Here is a 15,939-nt window from a genome sequence, read left to right on the forward strand (position 1 = left end):
CCACACGAAGAATGTAGGGTTCCAACCGGCCGTGCCGCATTGACTTTGGTCAAGCGGCGATGCGGATGACGGAGTAAAGCTGCTTGGGAAAATGAGCCGGGGAATGGAAGGTCCTTGATGAAAGTCGCTGTGTTCAGCGCCAAAGACTACGACTGCGACTTTCTGACAGCAGCGAATGCGTCAGACGGCAGCCGCCAGGAACTCAGCTTCTTCGAAACTCGGCTGGACCACACAACTGCAGCCCTCGCCAAAGGAGCGCAGGCAGTGTGTCCGTTCGTCAACGATAGCTTGCAGCGGCACTCGCTCGAAGCTCTGTCGCACTTGGGCACTCGTCTTGTCGCGCTGCGTTGTGCCGGTTTCAACAATGTGGACCTGGTCGCTGCTGCCGATCTTGGAATCGCAGTTTGTCGGGTTCCGGCCTATTCGCCAAGTGCTGTGGCGGAACATGCTGTTGCTTTGATCTTGGCCCTGAACCGCAAGACCCATCGCGCCTTCGCAAGGGTGCGTGAAGGAAACTTCGCCCTGGAAGGTTTGCTCGGTTTTGATCTGCAAGGCCGAACTGTCGGACTGATCGGCACTGGACGGATCGGTTTGGTGGTCGCCCGGATCATGAACGGTTTTGGATGCAAGGTGATTGGCCTCGATCCGATCGAAAGAAATGAGTTCAGGTGGTTGGGAGGTCAATACACTGACTTTGCAGAGCTGCTGTCCGATGCAGATATCATCAGCTTGCATTGCCCGCTCAATCCGCAAACGCATCACCTCATAAATGCTGCCGCGGTCGACCGGATGAAACCTGGTGCTATGTTGATCAACACCAGCCGCGGCGCCGTGATCGATACCAAAGCCGTGATTTACGGACTTAAGTGCGGCAAGATCGGTTATCTTGGGCTCGATGTTTACGAGGAAGAGGGCGACCTTTTTTTCGAGGATCTTTCATCACAGGTCATTCAGGATGATGTATTCGCCCGACTGCTGACTTTCCCCAACGCGCTGATCACTGGCCATCAAGGTTTTTTCACGCAAGAGGCAATGCAGGCCATCGCAGAAACGACGATAGGCAATATCAATGCGTTCGAAACGGTCGGGATGCCGTTGTACCCGATCTGTCTACATGCCAATCAAGGGTCAGGTTCATATGCGCCCAGGCCGTCCTGACGGACTCGTCAGCCGGTTACAAACCTGTTCTTTCGCCTGAGGCCACAAAACAGCTAAGTGAAGCGGCGGAATACACAGCAAGTCAGCGCTCATGCCCCGACCTATGGTTGCGCTCATCGCGAAAATCGGCGTAGTCGTCGAGGATCCTGCGCATGTCGGCAACTGCTTTTTGCCGCGCCGCCGTATCCTGAATTGTTACTCCAACTGAAGCCGGTCAGACTGCGGCTCGATTAAGCCTCAAAGCGTTGGCCACCACGCTGACCGACGAAAGCGACATCGCCGCCGCAGCGATGATTGGTGAAAGCAGTATCCCCGTGAATGGATACAACGCGCCCGCCGCCACGGGAATTCCTGCGGCATTGTAGGCAAAGGCCAGGAACAGGTTCTGGCGAATGTTGACCATGGTAGCGTGACTGAGCCGGCGAGCACGAATAATGCCCGTCAGATCGCCGTTCAGTAACGTCACCGCGGCGCTCTCGATTGCTACGTCAGTGCCCGTGCCCATCGCTATGCCGACATCAGCAGCAGCAAGTGCAGGGGCATCATTGACCCCGTCCCCAGCCATTGCGACCGCCCGGCCTGCGGCCTTGAGCCGCAGGATTACTCGGACCTTCTCATCCGGCAGCACATCCGCCTCGATTTCGCCGATACCCAGTTTGCCGGCCACAGCAGTTGCAGTTGTGTGATTATCGCCTGTCAGCATCACAATCCGCAGGCCTTGTTTGCGCAGGACCGCAAGGGCTGCTGCCGCAGTCTGCTTGATCGGATCCGCGATTGCGATGAGGCCCGCAACCTGGCCGTCAACGCCGACATAGATCGCTGCGCTTCCATCCCGGCGCATCACGCTGGCCCTTTCATTCCAGGCGTTGCAGTCGATTCCGAGTTCACCGAGGTAACGTGCATTGCCCACCACGACGCGCTTGCCCGTAACGATACCTACGGCACCTTTGCCAGCAGGGGCGTTGAAAGCAGTAGCTGCCGCGAAACCGAGATTGCGCGCGTCAGCCGCTGCAACGACTGCGTGCGCAAGGGGATGTTCGGACAGGCGTTCAACCCCTGCGGCGAAACGGAGCAAATCGTCCTCGTCCAGCCCGCTAGCCGAAATGATGGCCGCTACTGCGGGCCGTCCCTCGGTCAGCGTGCCGGTCTTGTCGATTACCAGCGTGTCGACTTTTTCGAGCACTTCGAGCGCCTGGGCATCCCGGATCAGGACACCCAGGCCAGCAGCCCGTCCAACGCCAACCATGATCGACATGGGCGTTGCCAGGCCAAGGGCACACGGACAGGCTATTATCAACACCGAAACAGCTGCAATCATGCCATGACCCAACCGTGGCGGCGGCCCCCACAGGCCCCAGGCGAAAAATGCAGCAACCGCTATGGCAAGCACGGCCGGCACGAACCAGGCTGCCACCCGATCTGCCATTCGCTGGACCGGTGCGCGTGAACGCTGTGCCCTGGCCACCATTACCACTATCCGCGATAACAAGGTTTCCTGTCCGACCTGCTGTGCTTGCATGATCAGAGCGCCGGTTTGGTTCATCGTCCCGCCGACGAGATGGGCGCCAGCCGCCTTGGTCACAGGCATCGATTCGCCTGTAACCATTGATTCATCAAGAGACGAACGACCATCTACTACCAGACCGTCAACCGGTACTGCTTCCCCGGGACGGACTCGCAGAAGGTCTCCGACGGCAACATGCGCGAGTGGTACGTTCTGATCGGAGCCGTCTGGAGCGACCCGGTGCGCCGTTTTGGGCGTGAGGTTCAACAGTGCTTTGATCGCTCTCGATGTACGCTGACGCGCACGCAGTTCTAGCACCTGGCCAAGCAGAACCAACACGACGATGACGGCGGCGGCCTCGAAATAGACGGGAACTGTACCCATGGCGTTGCGGAATTGCGTCGGGAATGACCGCGGAAAAAGCGTCGCGGCGACACTGTAGACCCAGGCAACTCCGGTCCCCATGGCGATCAACGTGAACATGTTGAGCGTGCGGTTCAACAGCGAAGTCCAAGCCCGCGTGAAGAACGGCCAGCCCGCCCCAAGCACGACCGGGGTTGCGAGCGATAATTGTGTCCAGGTCGAAGTTGCGGGATCGATAACCCGGTGCAGCGATGAAAAAACATGGCCGCCCATTTCCAGAACGAAAACCGGTAACGCCAGCATCAGGGCGAAGAAGAATCGCCTCCGCATGTTGATATATTCCGCACTGGGACCGCTTTCGCCCGAGACCAGCTCGGTTTCCAAAGCCATGCCGCATAACGGGCAAAGGCCGGGGTTATCCTGCCGCACTTGGGGATGCATCGGACAAGTCCAGATCGCGCCTTCGACCGGTTGAGCTACTTTCGGCGACAGCTGCGATAGGTAGCGCAGCGGATCGGCTGAAAAGGCATTCAGGCAGCCTGCACTGCAAAAATAGAACACCTGTCCATCGTGCTTGGCACAAGACGCAGAATGCAAAGGATCGACCCGCATGCGGCAAACTGGATCGCGCGCATCTTCGCGGCCTGCGGCATCACCGCGGCGCCGAGACGGATCACCAGTCGTTGCCGTCACCAATCAAGACTTGGCAACCAAGCGATAGAATCGCTTGATATCCGCAGCTTGGCTAAGGCCTGTGCCTGGATTAAGCACAGCGGCAGCACCGGCAGCAATTCCATAGCGAAAAGCCTCGACCGGATTGCACCCGTTCGACAGTTTGAAAACCATTGCGCCTAGAAAACTATCACCAGCGCCAACGGCGCTGCGGGCTTCAATGCTGAGCGCTGGCAAGCGCACGATGCCTTGGCGGCGAGCCAGAAGTGCTCCCTCCGCGCCAAGCGTTACCGCGACCGTTTCCGCTCGTCCGCTGCTTACTAGTGCCAATGCAGCAGCGCCAATCTCCTCTTCGCAGTCGAGTGGCTCACCGGAAATCTGCCGCAGTTCTGCCAGGCTTGGTTTGACCAGGAACACGCCGCTACCCTTCTCCGCGGCAGCGAGCCCGCCCTGCAGACCTGCGCCCGAACTGTCGAGCACAAAGCGAAACCCGTTGCATTCGGCGATCCTGGCAACGCGGGCATAGAAGTCCGCAGGCACCCCAGGCGGGAGCGAACCGCTGGCGACCAGGTAGGTGCATGATGCTTGGCCGATCTGCTCCAGACATGCCTGCCATTCGTTTGCCTCAACGGTCGGGCCAGCCGGGACGAAACGATATTCCTTGCCGGATTCAATTTCGAACACGTTGGTACAAATCCGCGTCTCACCTTGAATGGTGATCCGGCTGCAAGCCAGTTGGTGCAAGTCAAGCAGCGCGTCGAGTGCTCGTCCGGTAGCGCCACCTGACAGGTAATAACACCGCGCAGCGCCGCCCAGCCGGGCAACCACTCGCGCGACATTGATACCGCCGCCGCCCGGATCGTAATGCTCTGCATTGGCACGGATCTTGTCGGTATGCCGCACCCGATCAACGGCATATGCAGCGTCGATGGTGGGGTTGAGCGTCAGCGTGGCTATGGCAGGCATAACGCACGCTCCGCTGCGGCTATCGCCGTCAAGGTCCTCACGAAACTGTCTGGATTGAGGGAAATCGAGTCGATGCCCTCATGCACGAGGAAGGCAGCAAACTCGGGGAAATCGCTTGGCGCCTGGCCGCAGATTCCGATTTTGATACGGGATTTGTGCGCTTTGATAACAGCATCTGCGATGGCAATGGTCACGGCAGCGTCGCGTTCATCGAACAATGAGGCGATCAGCTCTGAATCGCGATCAACACCCAGTATCAATTGGGTCAGATCATTGGATCCTATCGAAAATCCGTCAAAGCGCTTGGCAAACTCTTCGGCCAAAATGACGTTCGACGGAATTTCGCACATCATGTAGACCTCAAGGCCGTGCTGGCCACGCTTCAGACCGTTGGCCGCCATGGTTTCCAGCACCTCGTCAGCCTCGGCAGGCGTCCGGCAAAAGGGCACCATGATCACAACGTTGGTGAAGCCAAGATCTTCGCGCACACGCCTGAGCGCGCGGCATTCTAGTGCAAAGCCCTCGCGGTAGCGCTCGTCATAATAACGCGATGCGCCGCGCCAGCCGAGCATCGGGTTTTCTTCGGCTGGTTCAAATGGTTTGCCGCCGATCAAATGGGCATATTCGTTCGTCTTGAAATCGCTCAGTCGGACAATCGCGGGCTGCGGATGATACGGCGCGGCCAAACGGGCAATGCCTTGTGCCAGTCGCTCGACGAAATAGTCAGGCGGCGATGGATAATCGCTTGTCATCTTGGCGATTTTCCGCCGTTCATCCCTGTCCAGACGGTCCGGATGCAGCAGGGCCATCGGGTGGATCCTGATCAGCGTATTGATGATGAACTCCATCCGGGCAAGGCCGACACCTTTTGCCGGCAGTCGCCACCATTTGAAGGCGGCCCCGGGTTCGGCCAAGTTGACCATCACCTGCGTGCGGGTTTCTGGCAGCGAACCCAGGTCGATCTCCTCATGTTCGAACTCCAGAAGGCCGGCGAATACTTTGCCTTCTTCGCCGGCGGCGCAGGAGATCGTGATTTCCTGCCCCTCGTGCAGCATTGTGGTGGCCGCGCCCGTGCCAACGATCGCAGGCACGCCCAGTTCGCGGCTGACTATGGCCGCATGGCTCGTGCTGCCGCCGTGATCGGTGACGATACCGGCAGCACGTTTCATCACCGGCACCCAGTCCGGGTCGGTGTTGGCGGTCACCAGGATCGCCCCTTCAGGGAACCGGGCAATGTCCGAAGCGTCCCGGATTACGCAAGCCTTGCCCGCAGCGACCGCGCTGCCGACGGCTGCGCCAGTAAGGATCGGTACGGCGTCTGTCTTCAACGTGTAATTCTGCAGGACAGATGCACCAAGTTCTGACTGCACCGTTTCGGGCCGGGCCTGCAGAAGATAGAGATAGCCTGTGTTCCCATCCCTTGCCCATTCAAGGTCCATGGGACAGCCATAGTGTTTCTCGACAGCGACCGCCCAGCGGGCCAGTTCCAGCACCTCGTTATCGCCAAGCACCAGTGTTCGGCGCTCAGCGCTGCTGGTATCGGTGATGCGCGTGTGTGTGCTGCTGACCTGATCGTAAACCATCTTGATCGCTTTTGCGCCGCAGGTCTTTTCTATGATCGGGCTGATGCCGGGCGTATCCAGCAATGGCTTGAACACCACATATCTATCCGGATCGACTGATCCCTGGACCACAGTTTCACCCAGTCCCCACGCAGCGCTGATTATGGCAACCCGTGGAAATCCGGTTTCGGTGTCGATCGTGAAGATAACCCCCGACCCGCCAAGATCCGCGCGCACCATTTGCTGCACGCCGATCGACAGGGCGACATCGAAATGATCGAAGTGGTTGGCGTCGCGGTAACTGATCGCCCGGTCGGTAAAAAGCGAGGCATAGCAGCGCCGACACGCATCCAGCAGGGCGCCGTGGCCAGTCACGTTCAGAAAGGTCTCGTGCTGCCCGGCAAAACTGGCGCCGGGCAGGTCCTCTGCCGTAGCGCTGCTGCGAACAGCTACCGCTAAGGTGTCTACTCCGACCCGCACAGCCAGTTCTTCGTAGGCGCCGCAAATGGCATTGTTTAGTTCCTCTGGGATCGGCGCGCCGAGAATTAGGTCTCGGATGCTTCCGCCAGCCTGCTGCAGGCTCGCCTTTCCCATATGGTAGCGCTCTATCTGCTCCCGCATCGCAGGCTCTATGTTGCTTGCCGAAACAAAGCTGCGAAAGGCGGCAGCGGTCGTGGCAAAGCCGAATGGAACGCGGACCCCGGAACGTGCCAAAGCGCGCACCATTTCGCCCAATGAGGCATTCTTCCCGCCGACCGAGGGTACATCCTCAATACCGATGTCTTCGAACCAGAGGATTGCGGAGTTGGCCATGGACACAGTTACTGGTCTGGATTGGCGAAAACACCTTGATTGTGATCAATGTGCATCCGCGATGACAAGCCGACAATCCGCAGGTCCTATCGAACAAAAGGTCCAGCCCCGTGACGGTCCACAAGCGCATCCGCATTCAGGATGCCGATCTCTCCCGCAATTTACGCGCTGCAGCCGAGCTTTTGCCCAATCCCGACGATCCCGGGTTCGGTAAGTTCTTTGACCGCTTCGGAGACGCCCGCATCGTCCTGCTGGGCGAAGCAACACATGGCACGCACGAGTTCTATACCGCCCGTGCGGCCATCACACGGCGCCTGATCGAACAGCACGGCTTCTCCATCGTTGCAGTGGAAGGCGATTGGCCAGACATTGCGCGCATTGACGACTATGTCCGTCATAACGCCCCGCGCCCGCGCAAGGGTCAGGCCTTCGTGCGGTTCCCCACCTGGATGTGGCGAAACGAAGAAGTGCTTGCCTTTGCTGACTGGCTGAACGGGTGGAATGCGGCACTGCCAGGTGCAGAACGGGTCAGCATTCGCGGACTTGATGTCTATTCATTGGGCGAATCCATCCATGCCGTTACCGCCTATCTTGACACGCATGATCTGCGCGCGGCCGCATTGGCGCGCGAACGTTACGGCTGCCTCTTGCCGTGGCAGGACGACCCCCAGACCTATGGACGTGCAGTAGAGTTCGGAGAGCTGGCCGGGTGCGAAGCTGCCGTGGTTGCGCAGCTCGGCGCGTTGCTGGAAAAGCGCATGCAATGGATCGCCGATGATGGCGAAACCTTTTTCGATGCCGAGCATAACGCGCGCATCGTCCTCGCTGCTGAACGCTACTACCGCGCCATGTACCGCGGATCGGCGGCTAGCTGGAATCTGCGCGATCGGCATATGTTCGATACGCTTCAAGCCCTGATGGCACATCATGCCGATGCCCGCGCGATAGTCTGGGCGCATAATTCGCACATCGGCAATGCGGCCGCGACCGCAATGGGTTGGAACGGAGAGTTCAATATCGGCGAGCTTACCCGCCGCAGCTATGGGGATCAGGCGGTGCTGATCGGCTTCGGCACCGATCGCGGCACCGTTGCAGCGGCATCGGACTGGGGTGGAACGATGCAGGTGATGAAAGTGCAGCCAGCTCGTGATGATAGCTGGGAAGCAGCATTCCGGCACACCGGCTATGCCCGCTCTCTGACCGACTGGCGAGGGACCAAACGGCGCGATTTGGGAAGCCTTGTCTCCCAGACTTTGCTCGAACGTGCGATCGGGGTAATCTACCGACCGCAGTCCGAGCTGGCGAGCCACTATTTCGAAGCGGTCATTGCCGATCAATTCGATGCTTATGTCTGGTTTGAAGAGACTCGTGCGGTCACCCCGCTTGGCATTGAGCGCCCGCACGGCGCGCCGGAAACGTGGCCGTTCGGGCTATGAGTTTGCCGCTTTCCGATCCCCCCTTACGCGATCTGGCCATTGCCGGTTCACCGCCGCTCAACGCAGTTCTTGGCATTCCGGATAATGCACAAGGCATTGTCATCTTTGCCCATGGCAGCGGCAGCAGCAGGCGAAGCCCGCGTAACACCTACGTCGCGCAGCAACTCCGCGAAGCAGGACTGGCGACATTGCTTCTCGATCTGCTTTCGCCCCAGGAAGAACTGGACCGGCGTAACGTCTTTGACATCGGCCTGCTTGCCTCTCGGCTGAAGCGGGCGGCGCAATGGGCGTCTGTTCAGCCGCAAACCGCCGGGTTGCCGCTCTGCTATTTCGGCGCCAGCACAGGCGGCGGCGCGGCGCTTCGGGCGGCGGCGGGCGATCCGCACGTTGCCGGCATAGTATCGCGCGGCGGGCGGCCCGATCTGGCCGGAGGCGATGCGCTGGCGCGGGTGACCGCGCCGACTCTGCTTATCGTCGGCGAGCACGATAAATTGGTCATCGAATTAAATGTCGCGGCGCGGGACGCCATGCAATGCGAATGCTCGTTAGTCATCGTCCCTGGCGCAGGGCATCTTTTCGAGGAGGCCGGAACGCTTGACGTGGTAGTCAGCTTGGCGAGGAACTGGTTCCTAAAGCATGCGGGAAGCCAGCTATGACCGGCTTGAGCGCCCGATTTGCCAACCGCCGCGACGCCGGGCGGCGGCTTGCTGCTGCTTTGAAGCCCTTGGGCCTGGGGGATGCAGTGGTGCTGGCCCTGCCGCGCGGCGGAGTGCCGGTGGCGTTTGAAGTTGCCCGTGCGCTCGGCGCGCCGCTTGATATCCTGATGGTGCGCAAAATCGGAGCGCCGGGACATAGTGAATACGGGATAGGAGCATTGGTCGATGGCGCTTCGCCGCAAGTGGTCATCGACGAACCGGCTGCCCGAATGGTGGGTGCAGACAGGGCCTATATCGAACGGCAAGTCTCCCAGCAGCTTGCCGAGATCGAACGCAGGCGCGCAGTTTATCGAACGGGCCCTGCCGAGCCGCTGTTCGGCCGCACCGTAGTCGTTGTCGATGATGGCATCGCCACCGGCGGGACAGTCAAGGCGGCGCTAAAGGCGATTTCCATGACAAATCCGGCACGGATAGTTCTGGCCATCCCGGTCGCTCCGCGCGAAGCGCTGCCCGAACTGCGCGCTTTGTGCGACGATCTCGTTTGCCTGTCAGCCCCGCAGCCGTTCTTTGCAGTCGGCGCGCACTATGACGATTTCACGCAGACTGAAGATGATGAAGTCATTCGCCTCCTTTCAGCGGCCAAGGCAATGGTATCGGGTGACTGATTGCCGCCTATTTCCAGGCAAACAGCAGCCTTCCTGGTCCAAGTCGTTCCATCATCTCGCCGATGTCCGTTTGCGACACGGCAAAGCACCCCTGGCTCCTGCCAACCCGGCCTTGCGTCTTCGCAATAGCGTTGTTGACGTAGCTTGCCGCATGAATGACGATGCCCCGACTGTCCGCCTCATCATTCGACTGATCGAGGCCGATCAGGCGCTGCGACCTGCCGTGTTTGCCAAAATAGATATCACCGGTCACAAAACTGCCGTTGCACGAAGCGTTCGAACCGGGAAGATTGGAAAAGCGTTCGACCATGCCGACATTTGCTGGGTCCGAACCGCAGCCGTGCGCGACAAGAATGGTATCCATTATTCGGCCGCCAGCGATATCGACAAGATGGAACCGCGGCTGGTCCGAAGCCATACTGAAATCGACCATGCCAACGATATCGCGGTGGGCGATCCGCGAGTTATGCGTTTGAAGGGCATCCATTGCACGCGGCAGCAGTCCTGGCCTTTCGCCGATCTTGATCTCCGCGAAACCCGGCGGTGCGGCCAAACCTGCTGTGCCAGCAGCAACGACACCGATAAACCGGCGCCTGCTGAAGTTCATTCGATGTGTTTCCCGAATAGCTTTGACACGGATGTAAGTTAGGCGTCCTGATATGCAAAGGCGGTGGACAAAAATGTGGATGAAGCGTTGCCTGCTTGCGATAGCCCTGATCGCTTACTCTGCACCCGTTACTGCGTCGGTGTCCCGATGGACGCCGGGACAATTGGCCAGTCTCAGGCATTGGATCGCTGCTGCACCGCAGGACGCTCTGCCGCTGCTGGATAGCAAATCGCTGGACCGTGCAACTGCGAACAGCGACACCGCCGCCACTGATAAAGCCGCAAATGATCTCGCCCTTGGTCTGGCACGCCTTCACCTGCTCGGATGCGCTACGGCTGCACAGCGGAACGGCTGGACGATCGCAGATACCGACACGTCACTCGATCTTTCAGCCATGCTAACCCGGGCGCTCGCCTCTAACAGCCTTGACGCGTTTTTCGCGGGGCTTCGTCCGCGCCATCCCGACTATGCCGTGCTGCGCGCGGCTTACGAAAATGAAGGGGATCAGACCCGGAAGCTGACATTGGCCCGCAACCTGGAAAGGTGGCGGTGGATGCCGCGATCGCTCGGCCCCGATAATGTGCTGGTCAATGCCGCCGCTTTCGAGGTCCAGCTTTGGCGCAATGCCACAAAGGTGGGAATCTGGCCAGTGATAGTCGGCAAGCAAGCTACGCCGACGCCTGTATTCGCCGCGACTATTACCGGTGTCACGCTCAATCCGTGGTGGTTCGTTCCGCAAAGCATTGTGCGAGAGAGCGTCGGTTCGTTTGTACGCCGCAATCCGTCGCTGGCGCGTAAACGCGGCTATGTATGGGCAGGTGGCAGTTATCGGCAGCGCCCTGGTCCGGGCAATGCACTTGGTTCGATGAAGCTGGCAATGGCCAATCCGTTCAACGTCTATATGCATGACACGCCAAGCAAAAACCTTTTCGAGCGCCAAACCCGGGCGTTCAGTCACGGATGCATCCGTACGGGCAATGCGCTGGGGTTCGCCGCGACATTGCTAACGGGCGTCATGACGCGCGAACAGATTGACCTTATCGTGGCAACACGCACCACAACCGACGTCGCGCTTGCGTCCAGCTTGCCTGTCTATGTCACATACTTCACCGCTACCGCCGGTGCGGACGGTTCGGTAGCCTACCATCCTGACATCTATGGGCGCGATGCGCAGGTCGGTTTCATGTCCAATCCCAGCCGGGCCTGCGGGGCATAGTTCAGAGAGACATCGCCTTGCGGTATCGCAATTTGAGACTGGCCAGCACGATGGCCAGGATAAGGACCATCGTGATGATCGCTGCCGACCCTTGCCATCCAAATGGGGCAAAGCGAAACAGCCGGGCAAACCCGGGTGCGCAAAAAAGCACAATGAACACCAGCGCGACCAAAGCGGTTATGACCAGAAGTGGCAGATTGCGCCACATAGCCGATGAGGCTGCCGCTCCGCCGTAGGTCAGGTCCGTCGCAACAAGAACCAGCACTGCCGCAACCAATCCGGTGAACGCGATCGAGCGCATTTGGGGCTCAGTCATGGCGGATTGGCCGTGCGTCCATATCACTAGGCCGACTAGCAGCGCGATCGTCACCGTCCCTTGGAGGGCCGACCACAGCAGGAGACGACGCGGGAACAGGGGTGCCGCGGGATCACGCGGCTTACGGCGCATAATGTCATTCTCTTCAGGTTCCGCTTCAAAAGCGACCGCGCAAACAGGATCGATTACCATTTCGATCAAGGCGATATGCGCGGGACCAAGAATGATCGGCCATCCGGCCAGCAGCGGAGCCAATGCCAATCCGCCGATCGGAATGTGAACGGCAAATATGAAAATCATCGCCTTGCGAACGTTGTCATAAATTCGGCGGCCCAGCCGAATTGCATCGGGAATTGCGCCAAAGTCATCATCCATCAGCACGACCGACGCCGCCTCGCGAGCAACGTCGGTACCGCGCTGGCCCATGGCTACGCCGATATGAGCAGCCTTGAGTGAGGGAGCATCGTTCACGCCATCACCGGTCATCGCGACAATCTCGCCAGCGGCCTTTAAAGCCTTGACGATCCGCAGTTTTTGCTCAGGCATGATGCGCGCAAAGACTGCTATCTTCTGCACACTTTCCGCAAGGCCTGCATCATCAAGCGCAGCAAGCTGTTGTCCCGTCATGACTTCGCCCTCGCCGATGCCGGCTTGCGCCGCGATGGCCCGGGCTGTGACCGGATAATCTCCGGTAATCATTGCCACCCTTATTCCCGCCGTCTGCAGGCGCTGCACCGCATCGGGCACGCTTGGACGGATCGGATCGGCCAGGCCTGCCAGGCCGCGAAACCTGAAAGCGAATTGCTGCTGGCTTGAAGGTAGTGTCAGGCCCGGCCACCTTGCTTCGGCAATGCCCAAAACACGCATGCCGCTGGCCGCCATTTGCCCAACGCACCGTTCCATCGCGGCGTATGATTGCTCGGTCATTCCGCAAAGTTGCCCGATTGCTTCGGGAGCGCCCTTGGCCGCGACCAAAAAGGGTTTTCCCGCCATGGCCCAGACATGCGTGACAGCGAGCAGATCTGCGCTCAACCCATATTGACGGCGCATCGTCCAGCCGCAGTGCTGGCGCCACTTCATGTTTTCGCCGCGGTTTTGTGCGCTCAGCTCATGAAAAGCCTTCTCCATCGGATCGAAGGGCTGCTCGTCGCAGGCAAGCAGGCCCAGACCGGCAAGATCGGCAAAGGCTGGTGGCAGATCGAAGGAAGCCTGACTGCCGGGAGCAAAAACGTTGCCGCCGGGCAAGCGCAACTCGGCAATCTCCATTCGGTTTTGAGTCAACGTGCCGGTCTTGTCAGTACACAATACGGTTGCCGCACCGAGCGATTCGATGGCCGACCCGCGTCGTGCCAGCACCCGCACCCGCGCCATTCGTAATGCGCCCATGGTCATAAAGACCGTCAGCACCACGGGCAGTTCTTCGGGCAGCATCGACATCGCCAAGGCAATCCCGGCTAGCAGGGCATCGATCCAGCTGCCCCGCAAAACACCGAACAGGATCGTCGCCAGCACGCTGACACCTAATCCAATCAGGGCAAACCAACCGACCAGGCGACGTGTCTGCGAAGTTAGGCGTGGCGACTGCGTATCCAGTGCAGCAAGTGATTGACCGATAACACCAATCCGGGTGCGCATGCCGATCGCATCGACCAGGATGATCGCATGGCCGCGCACCACGAGCGATCCGGAAAACACATAGGGCAGACCGTCGCCACCCGGCAGCGGGGGTTCAAGGGAATCGTCCTGCGTTCGCGCGCGTTTGACAACGGCGATCGATTCGCCAGTCAGCGTCGCTTCGTCCGTCTGCAACCCTCCAGTTGTGACGATCCAGCCGTCCGCCGCGATACGGTCACCTTCGGCAATCACCAGCAGATCGCCGCAGACCAATTCACGGGCTGGAATCCGCCGCCTTGCATTGCCGCGGATGACAAGTGCGAGCGGCGCTGCAGAATCGCGCAGGACGTCGATTGCCCGCTCGGTCCGTCTGCCCTGCACTATGGTTATGACGATCGACAGCCCCGCAAAGACAAGCAGGACCAGCGCGTCACTAAGTTCGCCCAGCACCAGATAGATGCCTCCTGCTACCAGCAACAACAACAGCATCGGTTCGCGAAGGACGTCGAGTATGAACACAATTACGCCGCGCCGGGATGCAGTGGGGAGTTCGTTGAATCCATCGCTAGCTAGTCGCGCCCGCGCATCCGCTTCGGTCAGTCCTGTCAGGGCTGCGAGTGCGTCTTGGGCGGCCATGCGGGCACTCTACAGGCATTCGGCATTGGTAAAATGACATGGGTCAATCAGGTTCGGCGCCGTAAGACTAAGGTAACGGGTGGTCCCGTTCGCATGATCCTGGACCAAATTGGAACGCCTCCCGATGATCCAGCACCGCCCACTGCCGCAACGTAATGAAATGATCCTGCTGACCGCAGCCCTTATTCTGGGGTTCATTATCTGTTTTTATATGACGCGCCCTTTCCTGCCCGCTCTGGTCTGGGCAATAACGCTGGCGATGCTGTTCGCCCCGATTGAAGCACGGCTGCGCCGCAAGTTTGGCAAGCCTACGCTTTCTGCGTCGCTGGCGATGGTTCTGGCAGCGGTAATCGTGGTTGCTCCAGTGCTTTTTATTGTCGGAGCGCTGCTGAACAAGGCGGTGGAAAGCACCAGCTTGCTGCATGCACTTCTGTCGACTGAAAATTGGCCTGGCCTTACTCGCGATTACCCTGAAATTTATCCGGCAATGACATGGATCGCTGCTCATCTGGACCTGCCGAAGATGATGCAATCGTTGAACACGCAGTTCACACAATGGGTAGCCAGCCTGGTGCAAGGATCACTGTCAGGGGCTGTTACGCTGCTGCTTACGTTCTATTTTCTGTTTTACCTGCTGCGCGATCGGAACACCGCAATCCGGGCAATAGAAAGGGTGCTGCCACTATCGGACACCGAGTTTGCTATGGTCCGAACCCGTCTGCGCGAAACAGTCATCGCGTCTGTTTATGGTCTTGCCACGGTGTCAGCTTTGCAAGGGTTTCTGGGCGGGTTGATGTTTTGGTGGCTCGATTTGCCGTCACCGGTATTCTGGGGAGTTATCATGGGGCTGCTAGCAATCGTGCCCTTCCTGGGTGCATTCGTAATCTGGTTGCCCACCAGTCTGGCCCTTGCATTCGCGGGGCAATATGTCCCGGCAGTTACGCTTGCGCTGTGGGGTACGCTGGTAGTCGGGTTGGTGGACAACATTGTCTATCCTGTCTTGGTTGGCCGGCGGCTGGCCCAGCATTCGATCATGGCGTTCATTGCCATCGTCGGCGGCTTGGTGGTTTTCGGGGCGCACGGAATCGTTCTTGGGCCGATTGTCCTGGCCGCCTCTCAATGTCTGCTGGAAATATGGCGCAGTCGCATGGATCGAATACCCATTGCACAACAAGGCAAAACGCAAGCGCCCGCGATTTGATGATCCCTGTACCAAAGCGTGGCGGTTTCTTCGCGGCAAGATCGCGCTAAGCGATGGTGCCTGTCAGTCCGTCGGTACGGGGAACCGGGTGTAAGCCGCGCGAGGCTCGTGCCGAACTAGCAGGCCGGTGATTTCATCAACCGGAAGCCCGGTGTAATCCTTGTCGATTTCAGCAATCAGCCGTTCCTTGATGGCCGCGTCGTAATGCTGGCGCATGACACCGAGAGAGCCGGCTGGCGCAACCACGACCAGATCTGCATCATTGTCCCTGGCGGCCTGTATCAGCACCTGGGTGACGGCGGCGGCAAACTTGTCTTCACGTTCCTGATGCCGATCCGGCTGCTCATAGGCACTGCGCTCTGGGCCCTGGCTGGAAAAGCTGATCCCGGGCGCGTCGGAAAGCTGTTCGCGATTGGGCGGATTTTTCAGGGAGTCCTGACCGATCACCTTGAGATCTGGGTTGACCGCGTTGCCATCGTTGCGGAGCAGCATCATCCGCGCACCATCTGCAACGATCACGATCGTTCCTTTTGCCAGTTTCATAGGTTTCGCCT

The 15,939-nt window shown here is 59.4% G+C and carries 12 protein-coding genes; 6 read left to right on the top strand and 6 right to left on the bottom strand.

The genetic code is table 11. The annotated features are described in order from the left end of the window. Positions 1 to 117 precede the first annotated feature (117 nt). Positions 118 to 1,158, top strand: coding sequence for a 2-hydroxyacid dehydrogenase (locus Q0L62_RS04120; protein ID WP_296676823.1), 1,041 nt, complete (start codon positions 118 to 120; stop codon positions 1,156 to 1,158). A 214-nt stretch (positions 1,159 to 1,372) separates the two neighbouring features. Here the strand turns inward: Q0L62_RS04120 and Q0L62_RS04125 are convergent, their stop codons facing one another. The 3 genes from Q0L62_RS04125 to ppsA are packed head-to-tail and all read right to left on the bottom strand — an operon-like array spanning position 1,373 to position 7,038. Continuing rightward, positions 1,373 to 3,718 (bottom strand): heavy metal translocating P-type ATPase, encoded by a 2,346-nt coding sequence (locus Q0L62_RS04125; protein ID WP_296676826.1) that lies wholly within the window; start codon positions 3,716 to 3,718, stop codon positions 1,373 to 1,375. Between the two features lie 3 nt (positions 3,719 to 3,721). Then, the gene (locus Q0L62_RS04130; RefSeq protein ID WP_296676828.1) at positions 3,722 to 4,663 is read right to left on the bottom strand and encodes a 1-phosphofructokinase family hexose kinase; all 942 of its coding nucleotides are present in this window, start codon (positions 4,661 to 4,663) and stop codon (positions 3,722 to 3,724) included. Then, entirely contained in the window at positions 4,651 to 7,038 is a 2,388-nt protein-coding gene (gene ppsA, locus Q0L62_RS04135; RefSeq protein ID WP_296676831.1) for a phosphoenolpyruvate synthase, read from the bottom strand. The genes Q0L62_RS04130 and ppsA overlap by 13 nt, the downstream gene beginning before the upstream one ends. 110 nt (positions 7,039 to 7,148) lie before the next feature. Between ppsA and Q0L62_RS04140 the strand changes: the two genes are divergently transcribed. Genes Q0L62_RS04140 through Q0L62_RS04150 form a run of 3 tightly spaced genes read left to right on the top strand, consistent with a single transcriptional unit; the run spans position 7,149 to position 9,795 of the window. Then, a complete protein-coding gene (locus tag Q0L62_RS04140; RefSeq protein ID WP_296676833.1) occupies positions 7,149 to 8,474 on the top strand; it encodes an erythromycin esterase family protein in 1,326 nt (441 codons plus the stop codon). Continuing rightward, positions 8,471 to 9,130, top strand: a complete 660-nt coding sequence (locus Q0L62_RS04145) for an alpha/beta hydrolase (protein ID WP_296676836.1) — start codon at positions 8,471 to 8,473, stop codon at positions 9,128 to 9,130. Before Q0L62_RS04140 ends, Q0L62_RS04145 begins: the two co-directional genes overlap by 4 nt. Further along, entirely contained in the window at positions 9,127 to 9,795 is a 669-nt protein-coding gene (locus Q0L62_RS04150; protein ID WP_296676839.1) for a phosphoribosyltransferase, read from the top strand. Before Q0L62_RS04145 ends, Q0L62_RS04150 begins: the two co-directional genes overlap by 4 nt. A 7-nt stretch (positions 9,796 to 9,802) precedes the next feature. On the opposite strand, the gene Q0L62_RS04155 is transcribed toward Q0L62_RS04150, so the two are convergent. After that, positions 9,803 to 10,402 (bottom strand): murein L,D-transpeptidase catalytic domain family protein, encoded by a 600-nt coding sequence (locus Q0L62_RS04155; protein ID WP_296676841.1) that lies wholly within the window; start codon positions 10,400 to 10,402, stop codon positions 9,803 to 9,805. A gap of 73 nt (positions 10,403 to 10,475) precedes the next feature. Here Q0L62_RS04155 and Q0L62_RS04160 point away from each other — a divergent pair, with 73 nt between their 5' ends. Beyond that, positions 10,476 to 11,618, top strand: coding sequence for a L,D-transpeptidase family protein (locus Q0L62_RS04160; protein WP_296676845.1), 1,143 nt, complete (start codon positions 10,476 to 10,478; stop codon positions 11,616 to 11,618). 1 nt (position 11,619) lies between these two features. Here the strand turns inward: Q0L62_RS04160 and Q0L62_RS04165 are convergent, their stop codons facing one another. Beyond that, entirely contained in the window at positions 11,620 to 14,184 is a 2,565-nt protein-coding gene (locus Q0L62_RS04165) for a cation-translocating P-type ATPase (RefSeq protein ID WP_296676848.1), read from the bottom strand. A 124-nt stretch (positions 14,185 to 14,308) separates the two neighbouring features. On the opposite strand from Q0L62_RS04165, the gene Q0L62_RS04170 reads away from it, so the two are divergent. Beyond that, positions 14,309 to 15,385: an AI-2E family transporter gene (locus tag Q0L62_RS04170; RefSeq protein ID WP_296676851.1), complete on the top strand. Its 1,077-nt coding sequence runs from the start codon at positions 14,309 to 14,311 to the stop codon at positions 15,383 to 15,385. A 63-nt stretch (positions 15,386 to 15,448) separates the two neighbouring features. Here Q0L62_RS04170 and Q0L62_RS04175 read toward each other — a convergent pair whose 3' ends face one another. Further along, on the bottom strand, positions 15,449 to 15,928 hold the full coding sequence (locus Q0L62_RS04175) for a host attachment family protein (protein ID WP_296676854.1): 480 nt from the start codon (positions 15,926 to 15,928) through the stop codon (positions 15,449 to 15,451). Between the last annotated feature and the right edge of the window lie 11 nt (positions 15,929 to 15,939).

Origin of the sequence: Novosphingobium sp. (assembly GCF_024642085.1) — a bacterium.
In the GTDB taxonomy this organism is placed as follows: Bacteria; Pseudomonadota; Alphaproteobacteria; order Sphingomonadales; family Sphingomonadaceae; genus Novosphingobium.